Annotated in this window: 27 protein-coding genes; 7 read left to right on the forward strand and 20 right to left on the reverse strand. The window is 70.7% G+C overall.

The genetic code is table 11. The features are described 5' to 3' along the window. Nucleotides 1-10: 10 nt before the first annotated feature. Both ACZ597_RS08090 and ACZ597_RS08095 read right to left on the reverse strand, forming a co-directional pair. On the reverse strand, nucleotides 11-694 hold the full coding sequence (locus tag ACZ597_RS08090; protein ID WP_471326479.1) for a LytR C-terminal domain-containing protein: 684 nt from the start codon (nucleotides 692-694) through the stop codon (nucleotides 11-13). 79 nt (nucleotides 695-773) lie between these two features. Further along, entirely contained in the window at nucleotides 774-1070 is a 297-nt protein-coding gene (locus ACZ597_RS08095) for a type II toxin-antitoxin system VapB family antitoxin (protein WP_405979649.1), read from the reverse strand. An 88-nt stretch (nucleotides 1071-1158) separates the two neighbouring features. Here ACZ597_RS08095 and ACZ597_RS08100 point away from each other — a divergent pair, with 88 nt between their 5' ends. Together ACZ597_RS08100 and opcA are read left to right on the forward strand one after the other, a co-directional pair. Then, a complete protein-coding gene (locus ACZ597_RS08100) occupies nucleotides 1159-2832 on the forward strand; it encodes a helicase HerA-like domain-containing protein (protein WP_471326482.1) in 1674 nt (557 codons plus the stop codon). Nucleotides 2833-2916: 84 nt separating this feature from the next. Next, a complete protein-coding gene (gene opcA / locus ACZ597_RS08105; protein WP_471326484.1) occupies nucleotides 2917-3849 on the forward strand; it encodes a glucose-6-phosphate dehydrogenase assembly protein OpcA in 933 nt (310 codons plus the stop codon). On the opposite strand, the gene ACZ597_RS08110 is transcribed toward opcA, so the two are convergent. Together ACZ597_RS08110 and ACZ597_RS08115 are read right to left on the reverse strand one after the other, a co-directional pair. Continuing rightward, on the reverse strand, nucleotides 3798-4271 hold the full coding sequence (locus ACZ597_RS08110) for a cupin domain-containing protein (protein WP_471326487.1): 474 nt from the start codon (nucleotides 4269-4271) through the stop codon (nucleotides 3798-3800). The two genes, opcA and ACZ597_RS08110, sit on opposite strands and share 52 nt — an antisense overlap. Nucleotides 4272-4393: 122 nt before the next feature. After that, complete coding sequence (locus tag ACZ597_RS08115; RefSeq protein ID WP_471326490.1) at nucleotides 4394-4978, reverse strand: HhH-GPD-type base excision DNA repair protein; 585 nt, start codon at nucleotides 4976-4978, stop codon at nucleotides 4394-4396. Nucleotides 4979-5110: 132 nt separating this feature from the next. Here ACZ597_RS08115 and ACZ597_RS08120 point away from each other — a divergent pair, with 132 nt between their 5' ends. Then, nucleotides 5111-5923: a VOC family protein gene (locus tag ACZ597_RS08120; RefSeq protein ID WP_471326492.1), complete on the forward strand. Its 813-nt coding sequence runs from the start codon at nucleotides 5111-5113 to the stop codon at nucleotides 5921-5923. 73 nt (nucleotides 5924-5996) lie between these two features. On the opposite strand, the gene ACZ597_RS08125 is transcribed toward ACZ597_RS08120, so the two are convergent. From ACZ597_RS08125 to ACZ597_RS08145, 5 genes are all read right to left on the reverse strand, one after another. Further along, nucleotides 5997-6221: a hypothetical protein gene (locus ACZ597_RS08125; protein ID WP_471326495.1), complete on the reverse strand. Its 225-nt coding sequence runs from the start codon at nucleotides 6219-6221 to the stop codon at nucleotides 5997-5999. Between the two features lie 207 nt (nucleotides 6222-6428). Continuing rightward, nucleotides 6429-6767: an SCO4225 family membrane protein gene (locus tag ACZ597_RS08130; protein WP_471326498.1), complete on the reverse strand. Its 339-nt coding sequence runs from the start codon at nucleotides 6765-6767 to the stop codon at nucleotides 6429-6431. Nucleotides 6768-6874: 107 nt separating this feature from the next. Continuing rightward, a complete protein-coding gene (locus ACZ597_RS08135; protein ID WP_471326501.1) occupies nucleotides 6875-7339 on the reverse strand; it encodes a hypothetical protein in 465 nt (154 codons plus the stop codon). 92 nt (nucleotides 7340-7431) lie between these two features. After that, nucleotides 7432-8178 (reverse strand): hypothetical protein, encoded by a 747-nt coding sequence (locus tag ACZ597_RS08140; RefSeq protein WP_471326503.1) that lies wholly within the window; start codon nucleotides 8176-8178, stop codon nucleotides 7432-7434. Nucleotides 8179-8326: 148 nt separating this feature from the next. Continuing rightward, entirely contained in the window at nucleotides 8327-8623 is a 297-nt protein-coding gene (locus ACZ597_RS08145) for a hypothetical protein (RefSeq protein ID WP_471326506.1), read from the reverse strand. Nucleotides 8624-8909: 286 nt separating this feature from the next. Here ACZ597_RS08145 and ACZ597_RS08150 point away from each other — a divergent pair, with 286 nt between their 5' ends. Further along, complete coding sequence (locus ACZ597_RS08150; RefSeq protein WP_471326508.1) at nucleotides 8910-10067, forward strand: PucR family transcriptional regulator; 1158 nt, start codon at nucleotides 8910-8912, stop codon at nucleotides 10065-10067. A gap of 9 nt (nucleotides 10068-10076) precedes the next feature. On the opposite strand, the gene ACZ597_RS08155 is transcribed toward ACZ597_RS08150, so the two are convergent. Genes ACZ597_RS08155 through ACZ597_RS08170 form a run of 4 tightly spaced genes read right to left on the reverse strand, consistent with a single transcriptional unit; the run spans nucleotide 10077 to nucleotide 11851 of the window. Continuing rightward, nucleotides 10077-10436: a TOBE domain-containing protein gene (locus tag ACZ597_RS08155; RefSeq protein WP_471326511.1), complete on the reverse strand. Its 360-nt coding sequence runs from the start codon at nucleotides 10434-10436 to the stop codon at nucleotides 10077-10079. Nucleotides 10437-10454: 18 nt separating this feature from the next. After that, nucleotides 10455-10868, reverse strand: coding sequence for a MarR family winged helix-turn-helix transcriptional regulator (locus ACZ597_RS08160; protein WP_471326514.1), 414 nt, complete (start codon nucleotides 10866-10868; stop codon nucleotides 10455-10457). A gap of 19 nt (nucleotides 10869-10887) precedes the next feature. Then, a complete protein-coding gene (locus tag ACZ597_RS08165; RefSeq protein ID WP_471326825.1) occupies nucleotides 10888-11040 on the reverse strand; it encodes a hypothetical protein in 153 nt (50 codons plus the stop codon). After that, nucleotides 11009-11851: an NAD(P)H-binding protein gene (locus ACZ597_RS08170; protein ID WP_471326517.1), complete on the reverse strand. Its 843-nt coding sequence runs from the start codon at nucleotides 11849-11851 to the stop codon at nucleotides 11009-11011. The genes ACZ597_RS08165 and ACZ597_RS08170 overlap by 32 nt, the downstream gene beginning before the upstream one ends. Before the next feature lie 188 nt (nucleotides 11852-12039). On the opposite strand from ACZ597_RS08170, the gene ACZ597_RS08175 reads away from it, so the two are divergent. After that, complete coding sequence (locus ACZ597_RS08175; RefSeq protein ID WP_471326813.1) at nucleotides 12040-12498, forward strand: MarR family winged helix-turn-helix transcriptional regulator; 459 nt, start codon at nucleotides 12040-12042, stop codon at nucleotides 12496-12498. A gap of 830 nt (nucleotides 12499-13328) precedes the next feature. Here the strand turns inward: ACZ597_RS08175 and ACZ597_RS08180 are convergent. From ACZ597_RS08180 to ACZ597_RS08195, 4 genes are all read right to left on the reverse strand, one after another. Beyond that, a complete protein-coding gene (locus ACZ597_RS08180; protein ID WP_471326520.1) occupies nucleotides 13329-13904 on the reverse strand; it encodes a hypothetical protein in 576 nt (191 codons plus the stop codon). Next, nucleotides 13901-15154, reverse strand: a complete 1254-nt coding sequence (locus tag ACZ597_RS08185; protein WP_471326522.1) for a DUF7224 domain-containing protein — start codon at nucleotides 15152-15154, stop codon at nucleotides 13901-13903. Before ACZ597_RS08185 ends, ACZ597_RS08180 begins: the two co-directional genes overlap by 4 nt. Then, nucleotides 15151-15897, reverse strand: a complete 747-nt coding sequence (locus ACZ597_RS08190; RefSeq protein WP_471326524.1) for an ATP-binding cassette domain-containing protein — start codon at nucleotides 15895-15897, stop codon at nucleotides 15151-15153. Before ACZ597_RS08190 ends, ACZ597_RS08185 begins: the two co-directional genes overlap by 4 nt. A gap of 73 nt (nucleotides 15898-15970) precedes the next feature. Next, nucleotides 15971-16360 (reverse strand): hypothetical protein, encoded by a 390-nt coding sequence (locus ACZ597_RS08195; RefSeq protein WP_471326527.1) that lies wholly within the window; start codon nucleotides 16358-16360, stop codon nucleotides 15971-15973. Nucleotides 16361-16453: 93 nt separating this feature from the next. Here ACZ597_RS08195 and ACZ597_RS08200 point away from each other — a divergent pair, with 93 nt between their 5' ends. Then, on the forward strand, nucleotides 16454-16621 hold the full coding sequence (locus ACZ597_RS08200) for a hypothetical protein (RefSeq protein WP_471326530.1): 168 nt from the start codon (nucleotides 16454-16456) through the stop codon (nucleotides 16619-16621). An 86-nt stretch (nucleotides 16622-16707) separates the two neighbouring features. Here the strand turns inward: ACZ597_RS08200 and ACZ597_RS08205 are convergent, their stop codons facing one another. Then, nucleotides 16708-18204 (reverse strand): hypothetical protein, encoded by a 1497-nt coding sequence (locus ACZ597_RS08205; RefSeq protein ID WP_471326533.1) that lies wholly within the window; start codon nucleotides 18202-18204, stop codon nucleotides 16708-16710. A 381-nt stretch (nucleotides 18205-18585) separates the two neighbouring features. On the opposite strand from ACZ597_RS08205, the gene ACZ597_RS08210 reads away from it, so the two are divergent. Then, nucleotides 18586-19860, forward strand: a complete 1275-nt coding sequence (locus ACZ597_RS08210) for a competence protein CoiA family protein (protein ID WP_471326536.1) — start codon at nucleotides 18586-18588, stop codon at nucleotides 19858-19860. Between the two features lie 321 nt (nucleotides 19861-20181). On the opposite strand, the gene ACZ597_RS08215 is transcribed toward ACZ597_RS08210, so the two are convergent. Together ACZ597_RS08215 and ACZ597_RS08220 are read right to left on the reverse strand one after the other, a co-directional pair. Further along, nucleotides 20182-20736, reverse strand: coding sequence for a P-loop nucleotide/nucleoside kinase family protein (locus tag ACZ597_RS08215; RefSeq protein ID WP_471326538.1), 555 nt, complete (start codon nucleotides 20734-20736; stop codon nucleotides 20182-20184). Further along, nucleotides 20706-21464: a GntR family transcriptional regulator gene (locus ACZ597_RS08220; RefSeq protein ID WP_471326541.1), complete on the reverse strand. Its 759-nt coding sequence runs from the start codon at nucleotides 21462-21464 to the stop codon at nucleotides 20706-20708. Before ACZ597_RS08220 ends, ACZ597_RS08215 begins: the two co-directional genes overlap by 31 nt. Nucleotides 21465-21768 lie beyond the last annotated feature (304 nt).

Consider the following 21768-nt stretch of genomic DNA (forward strand, 5'->3'; position numbering starts at 1 on the left):
GACAGGGGGATCAGCACTTCGCGGAGGGCGCGGGCGCGGGGTTGGCCAGGACGGCCAGCGCCCTGTCCGCGTCCTCCTTCGTGCTGAGCTCCTTGAAGGAGTCGCCGAGGATCAGGTCGATGTCCGCGCCCTCGCGGGCGTCGGTCTGGGTGGTGACCCCGGCGAGCTGGGTGCCGAGGACGGAGTAGGCGGCCTTGTCGGTCGTCGGCGAGCCGAGCAGTATCCCGGGGCCGGGGACCCTCTTGTCGAAGTCGGCGGGGGCGTTGCCGACGTGGCCGATGGCGAAGCCGCGTTTCTTCAGCTCGTCGCCGACGGCCTTGGCCAGGCCCGCGCGCGGGGTCGCGTTGTAGACGTTGACGGTGATCTGGCCGGGCTGCGGGAGGGCGGCCGCCGGGGCCTTGGAGGCGGCGGGGCCCGCGTCCGGCGCGGTGGCGGGCTTCACGGCGTTCGCGGGCTTGGCGGAGGCCGTCGGGCAGTTCCCGTTGGCCGCCGCCGTATTGCGCCTGCCGCTGTCGTCGGCGCTGAACACGTCGATGAGCTGCAGCGCCCCGTAGCCGAGCAGGGCCAGGGCCAGGACGGATCCGAATAGGGCGAGGACGATCTTCCGACGCCGCCGGGGGCGGCTCATACGGGGGTAGGCAGCTCCCGTTACGCGGTACTTTCCGCCCATGCCGGGGGGAGTGAGCATGCTCATGGGCGCAGCGTAGTGCCGTACCGGAACGATGCCTACTAAATGATCTGCTGATCGGGTAAGGCAGACCCGAAAGGCGCAATCAGTCCATCTCGAGGACGCGTGCGTGCAGGACCTGGCGCTGCTGGAGGGCCGCGCGCACGGCGCGGTGCAGCCCGTCCTCCAGGTAGAGGTCGCCCCGCCACTTCACGACGTGGGCGAAGAGGTCCCCGTAGAAGGTGGAGTCCTCGGCGAGCAGGGTTTCGAGGTCCAGCTGCCCCTTGGTCGTCACGAGCTGGTCGAGCCGTACCGGGCGCGGCGCGACGTCCGCCCACTGCCGGACGCTCTCCCGGCCGTGGTCGGGGTACGGCCGCCCGTTTCCGATGCGCTTGAAGATCACACGGAAAGCCTACCGGGCCGGTGCCTCCGGGCGCAGCCTCGCGCCGTCGGTGCAAAAGTGGCAGACAGGTCTATTCCGGGAGGGATGCATGAGCCCGAGCACCGACCCGGCCGTTCCGGCCGGCTCGCCCGAACCGCCCGGGGCACCCGAACCGCCCGGTGCGCCCAAGCCGCCCGGTGCGCCCGGACCGAGCGGGGCGGCCGACCCCGCCGTCGCCGCGATCGCCGCCGGGTACGCCTTCACCGGCCCCGCGCTCGACCTCGGAGCCCTGCTCTGGGACGGGAAGTGCCTGCCGGAGCGGCAGATCCGGATCCCCCTCGCCATGCTCAACCGGCACGGCCTGGTGGCCGGAGCCACCGGCACCGGAAAGACCAAGACCCTCCAGCTGATCGCCGAGCAGCTGTCGGCGAACGGTGTGCCCGTCTTCCTGGCCGACATCAAGGGCGACGTCTCCGGCATCTCGGCCCCCGGCGCGGCGAACGAGAGGACCGCGGCCAGGGCCGGCGAGGTCGGGCAGGAGTGGCGGGCGACCGGATACCCCGCCGAGTTCTACTCCCTCGGCGGGATCGGCCCCGGGATCCCGGTCCGGGCGACCGTCACGGCCTTCGGGCCGGTGCTGATGTCCAAGGTGCTCCGGCTGAACCAGACGCAGGAGCAGTCCCTCGGCCTGATCTTCCACTACGCCGACTCCAAGGGCCTGGAGCTGATCGACCTCAAGGACCTTCGGGCGGTCGTCGCCTTCCTCGTTTCCGACAAGGGAAAACCCGAGCTCAAGGGAATCGGCGGGCTCTCCACGGTGACCGCCGGAGTGATCCTGCGCGCCCTGACCGCATTCGAGCAGCAGGGCGCCACGGAATTCTTCGGGGAGCCCGAATTCGACACGGGTGAATTGCTCCGGACCGCCGCCGACGGGCGCGGAGTGGTCTCCGTGCTGGAACTCCCGGCAATTCAGGACAAACCGCAGCTTTTCTCTACATTTCTGATGTGGCTGCTCGCCGACCTCTACGGAGGACTTCCCGAAGTCGGCGATCTGGAGCAGCCCAAGCTGGTGTTCTTCTTCGACGAGGCGCACCTGCTGTTCAGCGGGGCTTCGAAGGCGTTCCTGGAATCCATCACCCAGACCGTCCGGCTGATCCGCTCCAAGGGGGTCGGCGTCTTCTTCGTCACCCAGACCCCCAAGGACGTACCGGCGGACGTGCTGGCCCAGCTCGGCAACCGCGTCCAGCACGCCCTGCGCGCCTTCACCCCGGACGACGCGAAGGCCCTCAAGGCCACGGTCAGGACCTTCCCCAACTCCGCCTACGACCTGGAGGAGACGCTCACCGGTCTCGGCACCGGCGAGGCCGTCGTCACGGTGCTCAGCGAGAACGGCGCCCCGACCCCGGTCGCCGCCACCCGGCTGCGCGCACCGCAGTCGCTGATGGGGCCGATCGACGCCGGAGCCCTGGACCGGGCCGTCAGGTCCTCGCTGCTCCACTCGCGCTACGCGGAGCCGGTCGACCGCGAGTCCGCGTACGAGAAGATCACCGCCGAACAGGCCGCCGCAGAGGCCGCGGCGGAGGCCGCCGCGGCGGCGGAGGAGGCCGGGAAGCAGAGCGAAGAAGCGGCGAAGGCAGCGCGCTCCGCCCCGAAACCGGAACCCTCGCTGGCCGAACAGGTCGTGGGGAGCGGGTTGTTCCGCTCCCTGGCGCGGTCGATCGGCACGCAGCTGGGGCGCGAGATCTCCCGGTCGGTCTTCGGCACGGCGCGGCGCCGGCGCTGACCCGGGACGCCAGGGTCCCCCCTCCAGACGGAATCGAGCGAACCGGCTGTCGGCCAGGCGGCGGGCGCTGACAGACTCGGGGGCATGCGGACCGAACTCACCGACACCACGTCCAGCAAGATCGGCCGGGCGCTGCTCGACGCCCGCCGGGCCGTTGGCAGCCCGACCATGGGGCTGGTGCTGACCCTCGTCATAGTCACCGACGAGGAGAACGCCTACGACGCCGTACGCGCGGCCTCCGAGGCCTCGCGGGAGCACCCCTGCCGGATCATCGCGGTGATCAAGCGGACCCACCGGGGTCCGGAACGGCGGCGCCGGACCCGGCTCGACGCCGAGCTGCGCGTGGGTTCGGACGCCGGGTCCGGGGAGATCGTGATCCTGCGCCTGCACGGCGACCTCACCACCCAGGCCGGCTCGGTGGTGCTCCCGCTGCTGGTGCCGGACGCGCCGGTGGTGGCGTGGTGGCCGGCCGACGCCCCCGCCGATCCCGCCCGCGACGACCTGGGCGCGCTGGCGCAGCGCCGGATCACCGACTCGCAGGAGGCACCCGACCCGGTCGGCGTGCTGGACGCGCGCTCCGCCTCGTACGCCCCCGGCGACACCGACCTGGCCTGGACCCGGCTCACGCCGTGGCGCTCCCTGCTGGCCTGCGCGTTCGACCAGAAGCCGCTGCCGGTCACCGCCGCGGCGGTGGAGAGCGAGCCCGACAACGCGAGCGCCGAGCTGCTGGCGCGCTGGCTGGAGGACCGCCTGGGCGTGTCCGTGGCCCGGGTGCCCACGGACGGGCCGGTCATCACCCGGGCCCGGCTGGAGACCTCCGCCGGCGAGGTGGTCGTGGACCGCCCGACCGGCTCGCTGGCCACCCTGGTGCTCCCCGGCTGGCCCGACCGCAAGGTCGCGCTCAAGATCCGCAGCACCGCAGAACTGATCGCGGAGGAGCTGCGGCGGCTCGACGCCGACGAGGTCTACGCGTCGGCGCTGCGCGGCCGGGCGGCCCAGGCGTCGCTCTCGGCGTAGTGGTTGTCGTACGTGGGCTGGCTGTCGATGATGTCCTGCACGGTGGCCTCGCCCGCGCGCACCCGCCCGAGGAGGCGGTAGTAGTCGAACCGGGCCATGCCGGGGGTGAAGCCGACGAACACCTCGGCGGTGTGGCCGGCGGCCGGGGCGAAGGCGTGCTTCACACCGGGGGCGACGCTGATGAAGTCGCCCTTGGTGAGGGTGTGGATCTCGTCGCCGACGAGTACGTCGAGCCTGCCGTCGGTGACGTGGAAGAACTCGGTGGCCTTGGTGTGGAAGTGCACCGGGGCGCCGGCCGCGCCGACCTCGAAGCACGCGGTGTTGCAGGTGAGCTCGGGGGTGTCGGTGAGCAGCGTGATGAAGCTGCCGGGGCCGTCGGAGATGACTTCGGCACCGGCGGCGCGGATGAGGTTCTCGGTCATGTGGCCGACCTTACGTCGCCCCGTGCACAGCCCTGCCCGGCGGGGTCGACGGTCCGTCAACTGTCGTTCCCCGGCAGGGAACGGGCGCGCGGAGCGGCGCCGCGTTCCAACCGGGCGCACGGCTACGCGGAGCGCTTGGCGGCGGCCTTCTGAGCCTGCTTGTACTCGCGGACCTTCGCCAGGGACTCCGGGCCCGTGATGTCGGCCGCCGAGCGGTGGACGTTCGGCAGGCCGTAGCCGCCGGCGGCCTCGCGCCAGCCCCGCGGGCGGACGCCGAACCGCTTGCCCAGCAGGGCCAGGAAGATCTGCGCCTTCTGCTCCCCGAAGCCCGGCAGCGCCTTCAGCCTGGCCAGCAGCTCCGTGCCGCTCGCGGCGTCGGCCCACACGGCGGACGCGTCGCCGTCGTAGTGCTCCACCAGGTACGCGCAGAGCTGCTGGATCCGCTTGGCCATCGATCCGGGGTACCGGTGCACGGCGGGTTTCTGCGACAGCAGCGCCGCGAAGGCCTCCGGGTCGTGGGCGGCGATGGCGTGCGCGTCGAGGTCGTCGGCGCCGAGTCGCTGGGCGATGGTCCACGGCCCCGAGAACGCCCACTCCATCGGTACCTGCTGGTCGAGCAGCATGCCGGTGAGCGCGGCCAGCGGGCTGCGGGCGAGCAGGGCGTCGGCCTCGGGCTGCTGCGCGAGCCGGATGGTGATGTCGTCCATGCCCCCAGCCTCCCCCAGCGAGGGTGTCTGCGCCCGGTCGGCGCGCGATCGTCGGACCCCCCGCCTAGCGTGGTTGCGACAGGACGAGCAAGCACGCGTACGGACGACGCACGACACAGGAGTCGATCGACCATGGCTGAGTTCCCGGAAGGCGCCCCGTGCTGGGTGGACGCGATGTTCACCGACGTGGAGGGCGCCAAGGAGTTCTACGGCGATGTGCTGGGCTGGACCTTCGGCGAGTCCAGCAGCGAGTACGGCAACTACACGCAGGCCTATTCCGACGGCAAGGCGGTCGCGGCCGTGGTGCCGCCGATGCCGGGTGGTGACGCGCCCTCGCAGTGGTGCCTCTACTTCGCCTCGTCCGATGCCGCCGCCACCGCCGAGAAGATCAAGGCGGCGGGCGGCACGCTGATGATGGAGCCGATGCAGGTCGGCGCGTTCGGCACGATGGCGATCGCCAAGGAGCCGAGCGGCGCGGTCTTCGGCGTCTGGCAGCCCGGCGAGCACAAGGGCTTCGAGAAGCTCGGCGAGTCCGGCGCGTACGCCTGGGCGGAGGTCTTCACCCGGGAGCCCGAGAAGGCGGACGGGTTCCTGTCGGAGGTCTTCCCGTACGAGTCCCAGCAGATGGACCCCGGTGACGACCCGGAGGCGGCCGGGATGGACTTCAAGGTCTTCAGCGTGGGAGGCCCGCAGAACCCGGTGCTGGGCCGGATGCGGATGGGCGAGGAGTTCCCGCCGGAGGTCCCGTCCTACGTACAGGTCTACTTCGCGGTGCCGGACTGTGACGAGGCGGTCGCCAAGGCCAAGAAGCACGGAGGGAAGCTGCACTTCGGGCCGATGGACAGTCCCTTCGGCCGCTTCGCGGCGGTCGCCGACCCGCAGGGCGCGGCGTTCGCGGTGATCGACCTGTCGACGACGGTCGGGGAGATGCCGAGCTTCGGCTAGGGGGTGTCCTCTGGGCCGTGTCGGCCCCGTGCCCCCGCCGGTCAACACGGCGGGGGCACGGGCGTGCGGGGGATCAGCGCAGCGTGTGGACGGTGAACGCGCTCTGGAAGGGCGGCTGGTACGCGGGGTGGAGCACCAGCGGGCCGTCCCAGGCGGTCGGGGCCGAGCTGACGGTGTAGACGACGGGATAGCCGAAGGGCGGGAGCGGGAAGGAGCCCGGCGCGGCCTCGGCGGGGGTGCTGGTGAACAGGGCGGTGCTGAGAGCGAGCGCCGCGGCGGCGGCGATGTTCTTGATCATGCGTGCAGAGATATCGCCGGCCCGCTCGCGCCCACCAGCCGAGGACACTCCTGATCACCCGGTTGCCGCAGCCGATTCACCGCAGAATCGATCACTCGCACGTCTCCCTCCCCCCGTGCGGAGGACCGGGTTCCCCCTGCTGGGGGAGGTGGGGGGCCGGCCCGCGGGGCTGCCCCGCTGGGTCCCGTTGCTCCTCGGCTGGGTCTGTCAGCCGTGCTGGGGGCCGGTGAGCGGGTGGCGGCGGCCGCGGCGGACGGCCTCCCAGGCGGCGCCGAGGGCCGCGGACTGCACGAGGGCGCAGGCGACCAGCACGCCGACGGAGAACCAGAGGGGAGGCTTCGACGCACCCCAGATCAGCATGCCGACGGACATGGTGGCGAAGGAGGAGGGAGCGGTGAAGAGGGTGGGCCACATCCAGATGAACCCCGGGTCCTGACCGAAGAGGGAGACGCCCGTCGCGACCGCGATGGCACCGGCGACGACGGTGAGGTAGACCGCCGAGGCGGGATTGGCGAAGGCCAGGCGTATCAGCGTGCGCTTGTTCATCGGTTCTCCCGGGTGCGTGGTGTGCCTCAAGAGTCGGCCCGGACGAGCGCGGTGTCGTGAGTACCCGTACCCAATTCCACTCGGTACGGCAGCAGTTGCGGTGTGGTTCAGCCTCGCGGCCTGGCGGTCCGGGGCCATGGGTCCGGACCCGGCGTGATCTCTGCCGCGCAGGAGCGGCAGGTGCCGGGGGCGGGGCCGCGGAAGGCCAGGTCGCATGTGTCGCAGGTCTGGAAGGGGTCGGGCGGGACGTAGGCCGCCTTGCGGAACGCGGCGGCCAGTGCCGGTGGTTCCTGGACGCCGAGGCGGTGGGCGATCAGTCCGCCCGGATTGCGGACCGGGTGGGGGATGTTCGCCGTCAGCACGGAGACGATCGCCTCCTTGCTCGCCCCGCGTTGCATACGGGTGACGATCGGCCCGTCCGGCAGCTGTTCCCGGAAGCGCCTCAGATAGCCGTGGGCCTCCAGCTCGCGCAGGGCCGCCGCGATCCGGATCTCCCCCTCCGGTACCCGCTTGACCAGCTCCTTGATGCTGATCGGCGTCCCGGGAGGCAGCGACTGGATGTACGCGCCCAAGGTGCTTTCCCTTGGTACTGCGTAGCAACTGAAACGTACGGGCCCACCGGCCCGCGCTTTCCCGCGGGCCGGTGAGGCGGGCCGGAACGCCGTCAACGCGGGGGCAGTTGGTCGTACGTCTTGAAGGTGTACAGCGCGGACAGGGTGATGGAGTTGCCGGTCTTCGCGGGGAGGCCGAGCTTGTCGTTCAACACCTTGCCCAGCGGCCCGCAGCCCTCGGCGGCCGGCACCGCGAAGGAGTCGTCGGCGGCTGCGAACTTGATCACCGGCGGGTTCTTCGAGATCCGCTCGGACTTGCCGACGCGCTTCAGCCGGATCTCGATGGGGGCGTCGCCCGCGCCGATGGTGCAGCCCTGCGGGAGCAGCGGGCTCAGCGCGCGGTAGCGGAGCGTGAAGAGGCCCATGTCGTCGCCGACGCTGTAGAAGTCCGAGCGCCCGCCGTACTCCGGCTGGACGGAGAGCCCGAGTACGGGGCTGCGGTCGCCGCCGGGGTTGCCGAACAGTCCGCCGGGTACCGCGGTCGGCCCGCTGCGCAGCGCGCCCCAGACCTGGCCCTTGCTCCCGTCGGGCATGGGGCCCTCGGCGTGGGTGATGGTCATCGGGGCGAACTCGGGCAGGGTGCGGTTGCCGAGTTCGAGGGACCCGGTGGCGGTCAGGACCTCGCACTTCCACTGCGTGGCGTCGACCCCGGCGGGGATGGCCGGGCAGTCGGTGAAGTCGTACGAGGGGCTGGGCGCGGGCACGGGGGCGGCGCCGGCGGTACCGGCGCCGGCGACGGTGAGGGCGGCGGCGAGGCCGAGCCCGGCGGCGGTCCGGCGGAGGAGGGCGTTGGTCTGCATGCCCCCAAAGGTGCCGCGCGGTCCGCCCGGAAGGTCACCGGGAAAGCCCCGGAGCCACCCTGACGCGCCCCTGATGCGAAGTCAGGGACGGCTGTTCGGAACCGAGGTGTGATGCGGTCGACGAGAAGGCGGGGAGCCGTGCGGAGTGTCACTCGATGTAGAGGCTCCGGCCGTGTCCGATCGCCAGTCGGCCCGGGAGGATCGGGTGTACCACCCGGCCGTCGCACGCCGGGCCGCTCCATACCCAGGCCACCCCGTCCGTGAGGTTGACGACCTCCGAGGGGGCGAAGTCCCCCAGCGGGAAGCAGCCGCCGGGATCGGCGTTCGGGGCGCCGTCGATGAACAGGACCCCCTGGGCCGCCTGTGCCGTGCCGGGCGCCGCCAGTGCCAGCACCGCGGCCGCCGCGCACGCCCCGAGCAGCCTTGCCTTCCTGCGCATAGCCATCCGCCCGCCTCGTTCCTCTCGTCCGACCAGCAGTTGTGACCCACGGTAGGGGCGATGTGACGATGCGTGATACGGCGTGCGGTGGTGAAGGAGGGGCGCGCGGAGCTTCAGGGCGTGGTGGAGGCGCTGGTCGCCTCCGGCGAGGAGGCCGGCCTCCAGGCCGCCGCGTACCTGCACGGCCGGCCGCTCGTGGAGGCGCACGCGGGCGTGCCCGGTCCCGGGGTCCTCACACCGCGGTCAGCGCCGGGTCCCCGACGAACTGGTCGCCTCCTGCCGGGCCCACCGTATGCCGATCGTGGCCGTCCCCGGGCGTACCAGCTTCCGGGCCGTCACCGAAGCGGTGTACCTGCGCCAGTGGGGCGACCTCAGCCGCCGCCCGACCAGGCCCTTCGCCCTCCCCGAGAACGTGCGCGGCGAGCTGAGCCGGCTGCTGGAGGCCGGTGCCGGGCCCGCCGAACTGCTGGACCGGGCCTGCGCGCACCTCGGCCGGGTGGCGTGCTACCTGCTGACCGCGAGCGGCCGCACGGTGGCCCGTACCGCCACCGCCCCCGCGATACCCGCACAGCGGGCGGCCGCCCCGGCGCGGGGCGGGCTCACCCTGCGCGTCCAGGCCGACAGCTCCCCGTACGACGCCTGGCAGCTCCACGTCCCGGACGCCGACGCGGCCCCGCCCCGGGTGCTGCACGAGATCGCCGAGGTCCTCGCCCAGTACCGGGAGGGCCGCGAGCGCCGCGACACCGCCGGCGCGCGGGCGGCCGGGCAGGCCCTGACCGGGCTGCTGTCCGGCCCGGCGGAGCCCGACCCGGCGGCGCTGGAGGAGGCCCTCGCGGGGGCCGGACTGCCGGCCGCGGGCCCGTACCGGGTGCTCGCGGCCACCTCCGGGACGGCGCTGGCCGAGGCGCTCGCGCACCTGGAGGGCGTCCCGTGGGCGGCGGGCGACGCGGCCGCCGTGCTGTACGAGGACCCGCGCGGGCACGCGGACGTCGCCGCCGAGCTGCGCGCACTGTGGCCGCTGCTCCAGGCCTGCGGGGCCCCGGGAGCGGACCTGCGCCTCGGCGCGGGCGCCCCGGCGGCGGGGCCGGAGGGGCTGCGGGCTTCCCTGGGCCAGGCCCGGTTCGCCCTGACGGCTGCCGCCGAGGGGGAGGGCCGGGTGCGGGCGGTCGAGCAGCTGGACACCCTCGCCGAACTGCTGTCGGGGGTGCCGGGGGAGGTCCGTTCCGTGTTCGGGACGTCGACGCTGGGGGCGCTGGGGGACGGGATGCTGCGGGAGACGCTGGAGGTCTTCCTCGCCAACAACTGCTCGTGGGCCCGTACGGCGGAGGCGCTCCACCTGCACGTGAACACCGTGCACTACCGGATGGAGCGGGTGGAGGCCCTGACGGGCCGTGACCTCTCGCGCCTGGACCACAAGCTGGACCTGTACGCGGCGCTGCTCTGCCGCTGACCCCGTGCGCTACGCCGGGACGTCGACGTGGACCTCCGTCGACTTCACGCGGGCGGTGACGCTGACGCCGACCGCGATCCCGAGCTCCTCCACGGACTCGCGGGTCACCGCCGAGACGATGTGGTGCGGGCCCGACTGGACCTCCACCTGGGCCGCGACCTCGTCGACCCGTACGGCGGTGACGATGCCCGCGAAGGCGTTGCGCACGGAGGTGGCGACGGTCCGGCCGGGCACGGGGTGCAGTCCGGCGGCCCGTTGCGCGGCGAAGGCGGCCAGCGCCGCGCCGTCCACGGAGCGGGTGCCGTCGGCGGCGCGCAGGGAGGGCAGCCGGCCGGCGTCGGCCCAGCGGCGGACGGTCTCGGGGCTCACGCACAGCAGGTCCGCGGCTTAGGGGGTGGTGCCCGCGCCGCAGTTGCGGGTCATCCGCTCCAGGACGCCGACGGCGGTCCGGTAGTCCTGCGGGGAGATACCGGCCGTCGACACCTCGCGGAAGGCGCGGACGCGCTCGGCCACCAGGACGAGCCGGGCGCGGCCGTCGTCGGTCAGGGCGAGGCGGTCCGGCTCCGGCCGTGCCGCCCAGCCGCCGTCGAGGACGGCCGCGATGGCGGAGTCCAGGGCGGCGGCTTCGGCGTTGGCCGCGAGGGCGGTCCGTACGGCGGTGTCGCCGGCGGCGGGGTCGTCGCGGAGGACGTTCAGCACCTGCCAGCCGAGGCGGGTGAGGCCGAACCCGTCCAGCAGGGCGTCCATGGCGGCGGTGAGGGCCTGGTCGGTGCGGTTGAGCCAGTAGCCGACGGGCTTCACGACGGTGCTCCTCCTGAGGTCAGTGGTGACGGGTGCGGGCGTGCCGGGGCAGCAGCCGTACGAGGCCGCAGCAGGCGAGGAGGGCCACCGCGACGACGGCCGGGCCGTGCGCGGCGGCGCCCCGCCGGTCGGGGGCCGGCTCAGTGGCCGGTGAAGGCGGCGGCGTTCTCACGGGCCCACTGCGCGTAGGTGCGGGCGGGGCGGCCGAGGAGGGTCTGGGTGGTGTCGGCGACGGCGGCGGGGCCGTGGCAGGCGGCCTCCCACAGGTCGAGCAGCGAGGAGACCATCGGCGCGGGCATGTGGGTGCCCATCTGCCGTTCGGCCTCGGCGCGGGTGATGTGCTCGACGGGGATCTCGCGGCCGATGGCGTCGGCCAGGACCGCGAGCTGGCGGCGGAAGGTGAGCGATTCCGAGCCGGTCAGGGTGAGCCGGCGGCCGGTGAGGGAGTCGCCGGTGAGGGCCTCGAAGGCGATGTCGGCGATGTCCTCGGGGTGGATGGGCGCGATGTGCGCGTCCGGGTAGGCGAGCTGGACCGGCACGGACCGGCCGATGGGGTACGCCCAGCCGAAGGAGTTGCTGGCGAACGCGTCCGGGCGGAGGAAGGTGCAGGTCAGGGTGGAGGCGGCGAGGGCGCGCTCGACCTGGAGGCTGTGGCCGGCGAGCGGGTCGTCCTCGGCGCCGGGGGCCAGGACGGAGGACGAGGAGAGCAGGACGACGTGCTCGACGCCGGCGGCCCCGGCGGCTGCGATCAACTCGTGGATGCCGGCGGGCTCGGGGTAGAGGAAGACCTGGCGTACGCCGTCCAGCGCGGCGGCGAAGGTCTCGGGGCGGTCGAGGACGAGCTCGTGCGTCTCGACGCCGGCCGGGACGGTGAGTCCGGCGGGGTTGGCGCTGGCGGCGCGGACGGCGAGCCCGGCGGAGTGCAGCCGGTTGACGAGGGCTTGGCCGACCTTGCCGCGGGCGCCGGTGACGAGGGTGGTCATGGGTTCTCCGTTCGTGGCGGCGGCAGCGTTTCGGTGGCTGCCAACATATGCATGCTTACATGCACACGTTTTCACGTCAACACATGTTTGCGGGCAGTCACGGATATACGATCGAGGGCATGGCGAAGCAGCGGCCGGACGCGGCGAACACGGCGAACACGAAAACGGACCTGGCGAACTCGGCGGACATGAGTGACGAAGAGCTGTTGAACGCCGTCGGTCCGGCGTTCGGGAAGCTGCGGCGCTCCTCGCTCCTGGAGGTCGAGGACCCGATCTCCCAGAAGGACCTGGGCCGGACCCTCGTCCTCAACGTGGTCCTGGAGATCGGGCAGGGCGGCGCCCGCGAGGTCACCGTCGGCGGCGTGGGCGCGCACCTGGGCACGGACCCCTCGGTGGCCAGCCGCATGGTGTCCGACTGCATCTCCGCCGGCTACCTGGTCCGCGCCGCCTCCCAGCAGGACGGCCGCCGTACGGTCCTCCACCTCAGCCCCGAGGGCCAGGAGCTGATGGTCCGCTTCCGTCGGCACCAGCGCTCGGCCTTCGAGTACATCACCGCCGACTGGGACGAGCGCGAACGCCTCGACTTCGCCCGCCTGATGCTGAGGTACGTCGCGTCCCAGGAGTCCCTGCGCCGCCGCGAGGGCTGAGCCGCCCGGCGCGTGCGCCGTGCATAGATGCCTCGGCCGGCTGCCGGGCGTGGAGGGGCTGCTGATGAGCACGGCACCGGCCGCCGCCCCGGCCCCCGTCGCCCCGGCCCGCCCGCCCGCGCCCGACGATCCGCGGGATCCGCGAGTCCCTCCCCGGGAACCGGCTCGCCGCCTTCGACGCCGAAATCGCCGACACCGAAGCCGACGCCCTGCCCGCCTTCCTCCACCGCTGGGCGGCCCTCGCGGCGGACGGGGCCGGGCCGGAAAACGCCGAAGGGCCGGACCGCTGATGCGGTCCGGCCCTTCGAGCTGGCGGAGGATACGAGATTCGAACTCGTTGGACGACGGCTTCGAACTCCCCGTCGTCTCCCCACGGCTGACGTAGGTCCACCGTCACCGTCTGCCATGCCGCCGCATCGTTGTAGTCGGTCCTGATGATCAAGGCGGCGAACTCGTCACGTCCGACGACCTCAGGCAACATGTCAGCCCCTCCCGTGATCCTTTGGCCAGGGCCCGACTCTCTCATGGCGTACTGACACCGCCACGAGCGGCCGGAATGGACGCCCTGCGTCCCCTGCTTGATGCGGTCTGACAGGTCCCGATGCCCGGCGTCTCCGTGCATACCGAAGGTGAGTGGTCCGCCTCTTGGCAGGCGAGGAGGCGGGCCGCTCCCGCTCGGTCCGCTGAGGTCGGGAACTGCCTGTTCAGAGGAATGGAGCATGCCGCTTGATCCACTCCGTACCGGGTCTCCCCATCCCGTCCGCTCACGCATCGCTCACGCATGCGGCCCTTGGTGCCCCGTCGATAGAAGCGTCGTCCGGCCTTGCGCCTCAGCGCATGCGAGCACGGGGTGCCAGGCCCCAGGCGAGCGCCCCGGCGAACAGGACGACGACGATCACGAGGGCGGGGATGCTGCCGGCGGGGTAGAGGGGCAGCGCCCACCAAGAGCCGATCCGGTAGCCGAGTGGGTCAGGAGGTTGTCCGAGCATCACGTTGGCGATGATGTACAGAAGCCCGGCAGCCACTGCCGTGGCCTCGTTCCCGATCCGACGCACCACCAGGGCCAGAGCCAGGATGAGAAGGGTGTTGCGGGCCACGTCCAGTCCGACGACGGGTGTGGCGGCCAGTAGGAGCACCGCCCCTGTTGATATCGCCGCTCGGTCCATACGGCGGATCGGCACGACCGCCGTCTGCTCCGCCTGCAGCAGCCGCCGGTCCAGGCAGTACATGACGGCGACGCTCGCGATCACCGGCACGAAATGCTTGATCTGGGCCATGCCCCCACCTCCCAGAAGGCTGGGAACAGGCACCTGGCTCGCCCCGATCACCCAGGTGATCAGCACGAGCACAAGCACTGAGGGGACCATGACCCACCAGCGGCGCACCGACAGCGCGTACAGCCTCACGAACCTGCTCCGCAGTGCTTCTGTGCCCGGGCTGCCTCGGTGAACCACGCGACCTGCTCTTCCCTGGGGAGGGTGCGGATCTTCGTGATCTCCTGCCAGGCCGGGGGCGGCATCGCCCTCCGTACGTTCTCTTCGTTCACGCCGACGACGAGGGCGGCCCAGGCTGCAGGCATGGAGCCGGGGCGGCGGCAGGGAGTGACCCCGGCGCTCGCCGAGGTGCCGGTGACGGCGGATTCCGCCAGGTCGGCCCGGAAGGAGTCGGGGTTCGTCTGTCCATTGGCGAGCGGCAGCGACCAGATCAGCGGCCAGACTCCGGGCTTCAGTGACTCCTTCGAGGATGCCAGGAGCAGTTCACTGGGCATGGGCACGCCCGCGTCGCGCAACTTGGTCAGCGGCTCCGTCAGGTCCTTGCGTATCCCGTCTGTGTAGGTTGCGTATTCGGGCGGCAGGCACACTCGGGGCGCCTCGCCGGCACACACCGGGGTGACGACCCGAGCATCCGAAGGCCGGAAGTAGCCCCAGTCCGCGACCGCCCCCCGGCCGAGCAAGATCGCGGCGAGTGCGAGGGCGAACCCGAGGGAGATTGCGGGAACCCGTTGCCGGACCAATGTGGGAAGCCAGAACGCGAGGACCAGGCCGCCGAGCACTGCCCATGGAATCAGGTACGCGAGCGGCGATCGCGTGTCGGTCGGGGAGGAGAGACCGTCGATGAATCCGCCCAGGTGCCGCAGCCACGGGTTCGCCATGCCCTGCGGGAAGGAAAGGAACATCCAGCCGCCGATGCCCGCGATGGGGGCGGCCAGGCTGCGGGGAAGGATGTGTCCCAGCCGCCAGCCGATGGCCGTCCATCCGAGCGGAAGCACGACGGCATGGGCGACACCCAGCCAGCCGGCCGCGCCGCTCGGCAGCGTCCCGACCGTGTTGGCGGCCAGCAGGAAGGAGCCGACAATGAGCACCGCCAGCAGCACAACGACAGGTGTAACGGCCCAGACGAAGCGGCGGAGCGCACCGCGTGCGGCCGTCGTGGGGAACGCGCCGAGCAGACGGTGTCGTCCGGCCTCCCACGCCGCGACCGCGGCCACGGCGCCGACCACGATCGGTGAGGCCTGCGCAACGACTTCACCGGCCTCGACCCCGTAGGCGGTCGGCACAGTGATGCGGTTGGCGGTGATGTAAAGGCCCGAGAAGACGAGGGCGGGCAGCACCATCCAAGGGGCGGCCGACGCACGGAGGTTGGCCCAGGTGATCATTCCGCGGCCTCCAGCAGAGACGCGTACGCGCTCTCCAACCGGCGGCCGGGCGCACAGTCGGGCGCAGCATAGCTGTCGAACAGCGACACCGGACCCTGGAACCTAGCCCTGCCCGACTCGAACACGACCACCTCGTCGAAGGCCTGGTCGAGGTCACCGATGTCGTGGGTGGAGACGATGACATGCATGGTGCCGCGCAGGGACACCAGTAGATCGAGGAAGCGGCGGCGCTGGTGCGGGTCGAGCCCCACAGTGGGCTCGTCCAGGAGCAGTACCTCGGCCTCGTGGACGAGGGCGCCGGCGATGGCGACGCGTTGCTGCTGACCGCCGGAGAGCGTCTTGATGCGGTCGTTCAGCCTGTCGGCAAGCCCGACACGATCGATCGCTGCGGGGGCAGCTGTCCAGGCGTCACGCTCCCGCATTCCCTTGAGCCAGCCGATGTAGGCCACGTGTTCACGAGCGGTCAGTCCCGGCATGAAGCCGGGCCGTTGCGGCAGCCAGGCGACCTTGCGCCGGTAGGTGCGGGCGTCGCGGGAGTCACTGGTGGACAGCCTGCCGAGGTCCACCCGCCCCGTGCCAGGCCGGAAGGCGCCGGCGCCGAGCGAGAGCAGTGTGCTCTTCCCGGCGCCGTTGGGGCCGAGCAGGACGGTGTGACCTGGAGCGAACGCCAAGTCCAGCCCGTTCAGGACAGGACGTGTGCGGCGACCGTAGCGAAACGTACAGTCCTGGTAGAGCAGGGGCATGCAGACCTCAAGTGCGCTATAGGGAAAGCCCGTTCGGGCGGGAAGGCCCCTTCCCGCCCGAACAGGGAGTGCATCAGTAGTAGACGTCCACGACTCTGACCGACAGGTACGCCCATCCGCCGTAGTTCACGGCGAAGTAGTAGTTGCCGCTGCCCTTGTCGTCCCAGTTACCCGAAGACATCGAGTTGTAGCCGTTGAAGCAGTTGGTGAAGGCTGCCGTGGTGTACTGCGGGTCCGGCTGGAAGTCGAGGTCCTTGCGTAGGGCGACGTTGGAGGAGAGGTCGCTGATCCTGGCCAGGATCGCAATGGGCCGCCGACCCAGCTCCCCCGCCGAACTCGCATGGCGTGCCTTCCGCGGCCCGTCCGAGCGGCAGCGTCGTGAAATGGCGGCGAGGCTCGGCGAGCTCGTGAGCTCCGAGCTGTACGAGGAGTTGCCGGTGGCTGAGGAGCGCGGCGACGACAACTAGCCCACATGCTTCCGCCGGATCCCGTGTCACCTTCCACAGATCTCCGGGGTCCGGCGGATGGTCCAACCCATCTGATGAGGAGAAGAACCATGTCCAGTATGCGTGTCCCCTTGGTCGGAAGCGAGCGGCCGCCCAGGTTCGAGATGTTCGTGGCCGCGGTCGCGGTCGGCTACGCGGCGGGCTACACCGCTGGCATCGGCAACGAGGCGCAGCAGGTGCTCGGCTTCGTGACGGTCACGGCCATTGGGTGGTTCTAGGACCGGTGGCGCCGCTGATCGCCTTCGGTAGCCGATGACCTTTGCCAGCCGGTCCCCGATGACCTTCGGAGAGCGGCTGGGCAGTTTCATGTATCGGCCGGCTCAGGGGCGTCATCCCACCAGTTCGGCTCTTCTTCCTCCTGCTGGGCCGGAATCTCGACGGGGTGCGTGCAGCGCCAAACAGCCCCTGTTCCGGTTTCGGGGTGAACGGTGTCCTCGAGGCCGTGGTGATCGCAGTGGGTACAGGCTTCGATGACCTCCCGGTTGTAGACCCACTGAATATCCGCATGCAGCCGTCGGAGGCTGCCGAGCGCGAGGGGTGCTGTGTGCCAGCGAGGCGCCTCGTACTCAGGGATGGCGTGGTGCAGCTCGATCGCCTTGTCAATCTTCCCGTTGAGGCTCGTCACAGAGGCTGAAGCTGCCTCCGGTGGCCCCATCCGGGCGTTGCGCTCCTTCCAGGCTGCGGCCGAGTCAGCCGCCCGCCACGCAAAACAGATCATCTGCCCTGGGGTGTAGCCGTGGCTAAACCCCTTGCGGATGACGTCGGTGAGTTCTTCGCGCCGGGCCTCGGGCACTTCGGGGTAGCTGTACTTCTTCGTGAGCAGCCCATTGAGGTACGTAGCGATGTTGGTGACTTCGATCTGCTCCACGAGCGTGGCGACCGCCTTACGTGCCTCCGATCCTCGGGGTCCAGGCTCGGTCTGCAAGCTGTACGTGATCTCCCTGACGCGTTCCTGAGCGATCGGGACGCCGCCGATAAGACGCCAAGCCACCTTCTTGGCGACGAACGTGATGTCATCGCCGTCCTTGGAGAGGCTGAAAGCCTGTGCCGGGGTTTCTTGGGAGATGGCGAGCAGGTTTGCGTAGTAGAGCACGAGGAGGAGTTCCCGGTCCTGCGCGGTGTCACCCGTCCACCCCGTGGAACCGATGCTCGTGATGCTGGGCAGTGACTTGCCGGGGTTGTGTGCGGCGTAGTTGACCAGCGCCACGTAGAGGGCCAAGGCTGGGGCGTTGTCCTCCGGGAGGCGGCTGATGGTCTCGGACTTTCCCTCCTCGTCCTCGATGGCATCGGCAATCAGGCGCTTGAGTTCTTCGGCCTTCTGCTTCTCGCGTTCCTGCTCGGCCCGCCTCTCCTCAGCGAGGCGTTGCTGCCGCTCCGTCTCCTGGCGTTTCTGAACTGCCGAGCAGTCCCAACAGAGGTAGGTGGGGGCCTCGGCGTCGAGGTACTTGCCGCCGACCTTGTTGGCCCAGGATCTGTTGGTGACGCTGATCGGTTCAGAGCAGCTCGCGCACGGGCAGCCGAGCAGGACGGCGTGAGAGTACGTCGTTGCCACCGCGCCGACGTTGCTGGACACCCCGATACTGCTGACGGTCCGTGTCCAGCTGCCGTCGGTCTTGATCTCCCAGTAGAGGGCGCTGACCTTGTGGGCGTCCTCCGGCGCGTCGTGCTTGATCACGACGCGGATGCGGGGGGCTTCCTCTGGGTACTCCAAGATGATCGGCTGCGGGGTGGCCGGCCGCGGCTGGGCTTGGCTTTTCCTCTTCGCCTGTTCCCGCTTGCGCCGACGTTCGCGCTTACCCACGCGTTGCTCCGTAATTCATGGTTCGGATGGTGACGCACTTGGCGGTGTGCGCGGGAGGTTTCTCGCCAACAGCTCCAGAAGCGGGACGGCTTCTGGCAAAGCATGTACTCGGTCGGTGCGCCGCAGGCTCAGCGCGCAGGCGGCGTGTAACCGATCATTTGCCGATTCGAAAGCGACCGCCTCGGGAGAAGGCCGAGTCCCTGATGGTCGCCCACCTGCGGCGGAGTTCGAGTTGGGCGAGAAGGGCCCCAACGGCACCCTCTGCGCCGCAGCCTAGGGGCGTGCCAAGCGGTGGATGCAAGGTCGGCTGAAGGCGACCTTGTCGAAGTGATGCTGTACCGCGCTCTGTTGCCTGTCAGTGGACGTTCCTATCGTGGATGGATGGCCAATGGCGTGTGGCACACCGAATACGGCATTGAGATCAACCTGACCCAGCCAGACCTGGGGGTCCGCGGCTACCCCGGTCTGCTCAAAGAGATCATGACCAGCGTCTCGGAGCGGAACCCCCAGCTGCTGGAGTGCCTCGCGCACCGCCGAGGCAAGCCATGCGCGTCTGAGGCGGGCGGGAAGTCCCCGTGGATGTTCATCCGGCGCGCTCGTGTCGGTGGCCGCTCACCGCTGGTCGCCGCCCACCTGCCGATCACGCACAAACCGACGCCGGCGGAGAGCGATCAGCACAAGGCCACCAAGGAACGGATCGTCGAGACCGCCGAGGGGTACGGGCTGACCGCCAACGCCGAGGTGGGCATGGCCAACCGGCGCGGTGTCACCGACGCTTTGGTCACCGGGCCCTCCGGCATTCAGGTCGGCTGGGAGATCCAGTACTCCCCGCTCAGCCCCAGCAGCGTCCACCGCAGGTCGGTTAACGCCATGGAGCACGACATCACACCGCTGTGGGTCGCCAAGGACGACACGGCGGCCCTGATCGACCGAGCACCCTGGGCCAGGGTCGACGACATGTCCTGGCGGGAGATCGCCGACGGCAGCGAGATGGTCATCCGCGGCGGATATCGGCACCTACAGGTCTGGCGCTGTCTGTCGAGCAGCGCGCTCCACTGCCCCGACAGCGGCGGCGCGGGCCATTGCGGCGCGATCCACGCCGAGTGGTTTCTCTCGGCGCTCTGCGACCCGCCCAAGCCTCCCGTCCGGATCGAGGACCTGATCCTGACCAGCGCCACCGGCGACAGCGTGCCGGTCTTCGTACCGAGCCGTGGCGGCGGTCGGGCCGGCCGCCACATGTGGGTTCCGCGCACCGACTGCCGGACCTGGCGGGAGCTGACCGGTCAGTGGGACCCCCTGCCCGAGGTGCAGGAGCCGGAGGCTGACGACGAGATCACCTTCTCCGAGCAGGAGATCGATCGCTCCTGCCGAGCGGGCGAGGAGGGCTGGTTTCGGAGCGACGCCAGGCCGGTCAGGGACCTTGGGCAGCCCACCGGCGGCCTCACGCTCGCCCGCATGCCGACCCAGCGGAAGCGGCGTGCGACGTGGATCACACAGGTCGAGCGGGCTGCGGCCGCGGCCACCCTGGGATGTCCTCTGTGGGAGGTCGGTCCGTGCATCGGCTGCGGGCAGCTGATGCGCCGGTACGGGCGCAACGCGGCGATGGCCTGTGCGGCATGCCGGGCATCGGCCATCCCGAGGCAGCGAGGGGCGTAGATCGGGAACTGCAACCAGAACTGCAACCACGGAACGACGAAGGACCCGGCCGCAGTGCGGTCGGGTCCTTCGTGTGCCCTGGTGGGCGAGTGCGGAGGATACGAGATTCGAACTCGTGAGGGGTTGCCCCCAACACGCTTTCCAAGTCTGTTGCCGCACCTCGGAGCAAGATTCAGGGGCGTTCACCTGCGTTCGGGGAGGTTCGCGCCGCAGCGGAAAGCTGCTGCGTGGACGCCCGTGAACGCCGATGTACCGGGGTGAATGAGACGGAAACTGAGACGGGGGACCGTCCGGGTAGCCGCGCTTCCGTACCCGCTGGCGTCAGGATCGAAGGTCGTCCACAGCTGCGATCACAGCTGCCGGATCGCCGTCGTACAGCACATGCGGTTCATCTGCTGCCGGGGGGAAGAACCTCGCGCGGTACCGCTGTAGATCGCTTTCGGAGAAGTAGATCGAGTTGGGATCGTTGGCGTGGAACTCGTTTCGCTTGCTGATCCTCGCCCACAGTTCGTCGTGGCTGGCGGCGAGGTAAACGAGTACGGGCGTGGCACCCGCATCCGCAGCGGTCGCCCGCCACTTCGCCCGCTCCTCCGGCGTCCAGAAACCGTGATCCACCACGACGTCGCGCCCGGCTTTGAGCTGCTCCCTCAGCTCGGCCGCGACGTCTTCCAGGACGGGGCGCTCAAGGGTAGGGAAGACACCCCGCGGGAAGTCCACCCCGTAGACGCCGTGCCGGCGGAACATCTCTTCGTCCGGACACATCCGTACGAAGCCGCGAGCGGTGAGAGCGCGGGAGAGGGTCGTCTTGCCGGAGCCGGGAAGGCCGGCCATCAGGACGCAGACCGTCACGCGGTCACCTCTGATTCGGTTCGCCATGTCCGGCCGGGGCCCCCGAGGTCCACGCCGTACTCCACGACGTTGCCTTCGCTGTCCACGAACCTGGCCGTCATCACGACTACCGGTTCCGTCGACGGTTCGTCGGGGTCCAGCTCCAAGAGCCGGGCGTACTCCGGCGTCAGCGGACGGGCTGAAGCGGTGTCGATGCGGTGGCTGATCGGGTGGCCGGTTGCCTGGGCGATGAGCTGAAGCGAGGTGCCCCCGGTCAGTCGCTCGCTCTCTGCGAGCTGGGGGATCAGCTTCCCGTACCGAGCCGGGATCCACGACGTGCTGTGAGCGACGATGCCGTGTCGGTCCCTGTACACGCGACTGCGCCGAACCACGTCTGAGCCAGGCTGGATGTCCAGCGCCTGCGCCACGTCCTCGGGCGCGGGTACCACGGCCGCTTGGTGCGAGTCGGACCGCTCGCCTGCTCCCCAGCTGGACCCGGTACGGCGTCCCCGATCCTGCCGCTGGGACCCCGAGGACATGGAGGCCGGCCGGTCCAGCACTTCGGTCCCGATGCCGTGGATGCCACGGACAAGCCCCTCGTTGCGCAGCTTGCGCAGCGCCTTTTCCGCTGTCGCCGTGCTCACTTTCCACTCTTCCGACAGGTTCTTGATGCTCGGCAAGAGGGTCCCGGGCTGTAGCTGACCGGACGTGATCAGCTCCGAGTAGTGGGCGGCAATCCTCGCGTAAGGCGCCCGATTGTCGGCCTGGCCTGCCATGTTGTCCGCTCCTCGCGACGACTTCCCTGGGGTTCCCTAGCTTACCGCTTGACACCACAGGGAACCCTAGGGAACCTTAGGGATGTCCCCGCCGGATGGTTCGCCGGACGGAAGGGGCGGGACCTCAATGTGCCCTGAGTCATGGGCCGTTCGAGGTCAAGGGGCCCGGGATAGAGCGGGCCGAGGTGAACCCGGCGCCTGGTCATTAACCGGAGGGCTTAGACCGAAAGGTCACGTCTCCATACGCCTCGGCTCGCAGCCAGAAGGAGATACCGCACCACCTTGAAGCACGCCGCAGCGTCGC

This window comes from Streptomyces sp. NPDC040718, from assembly GCF_055593565.1.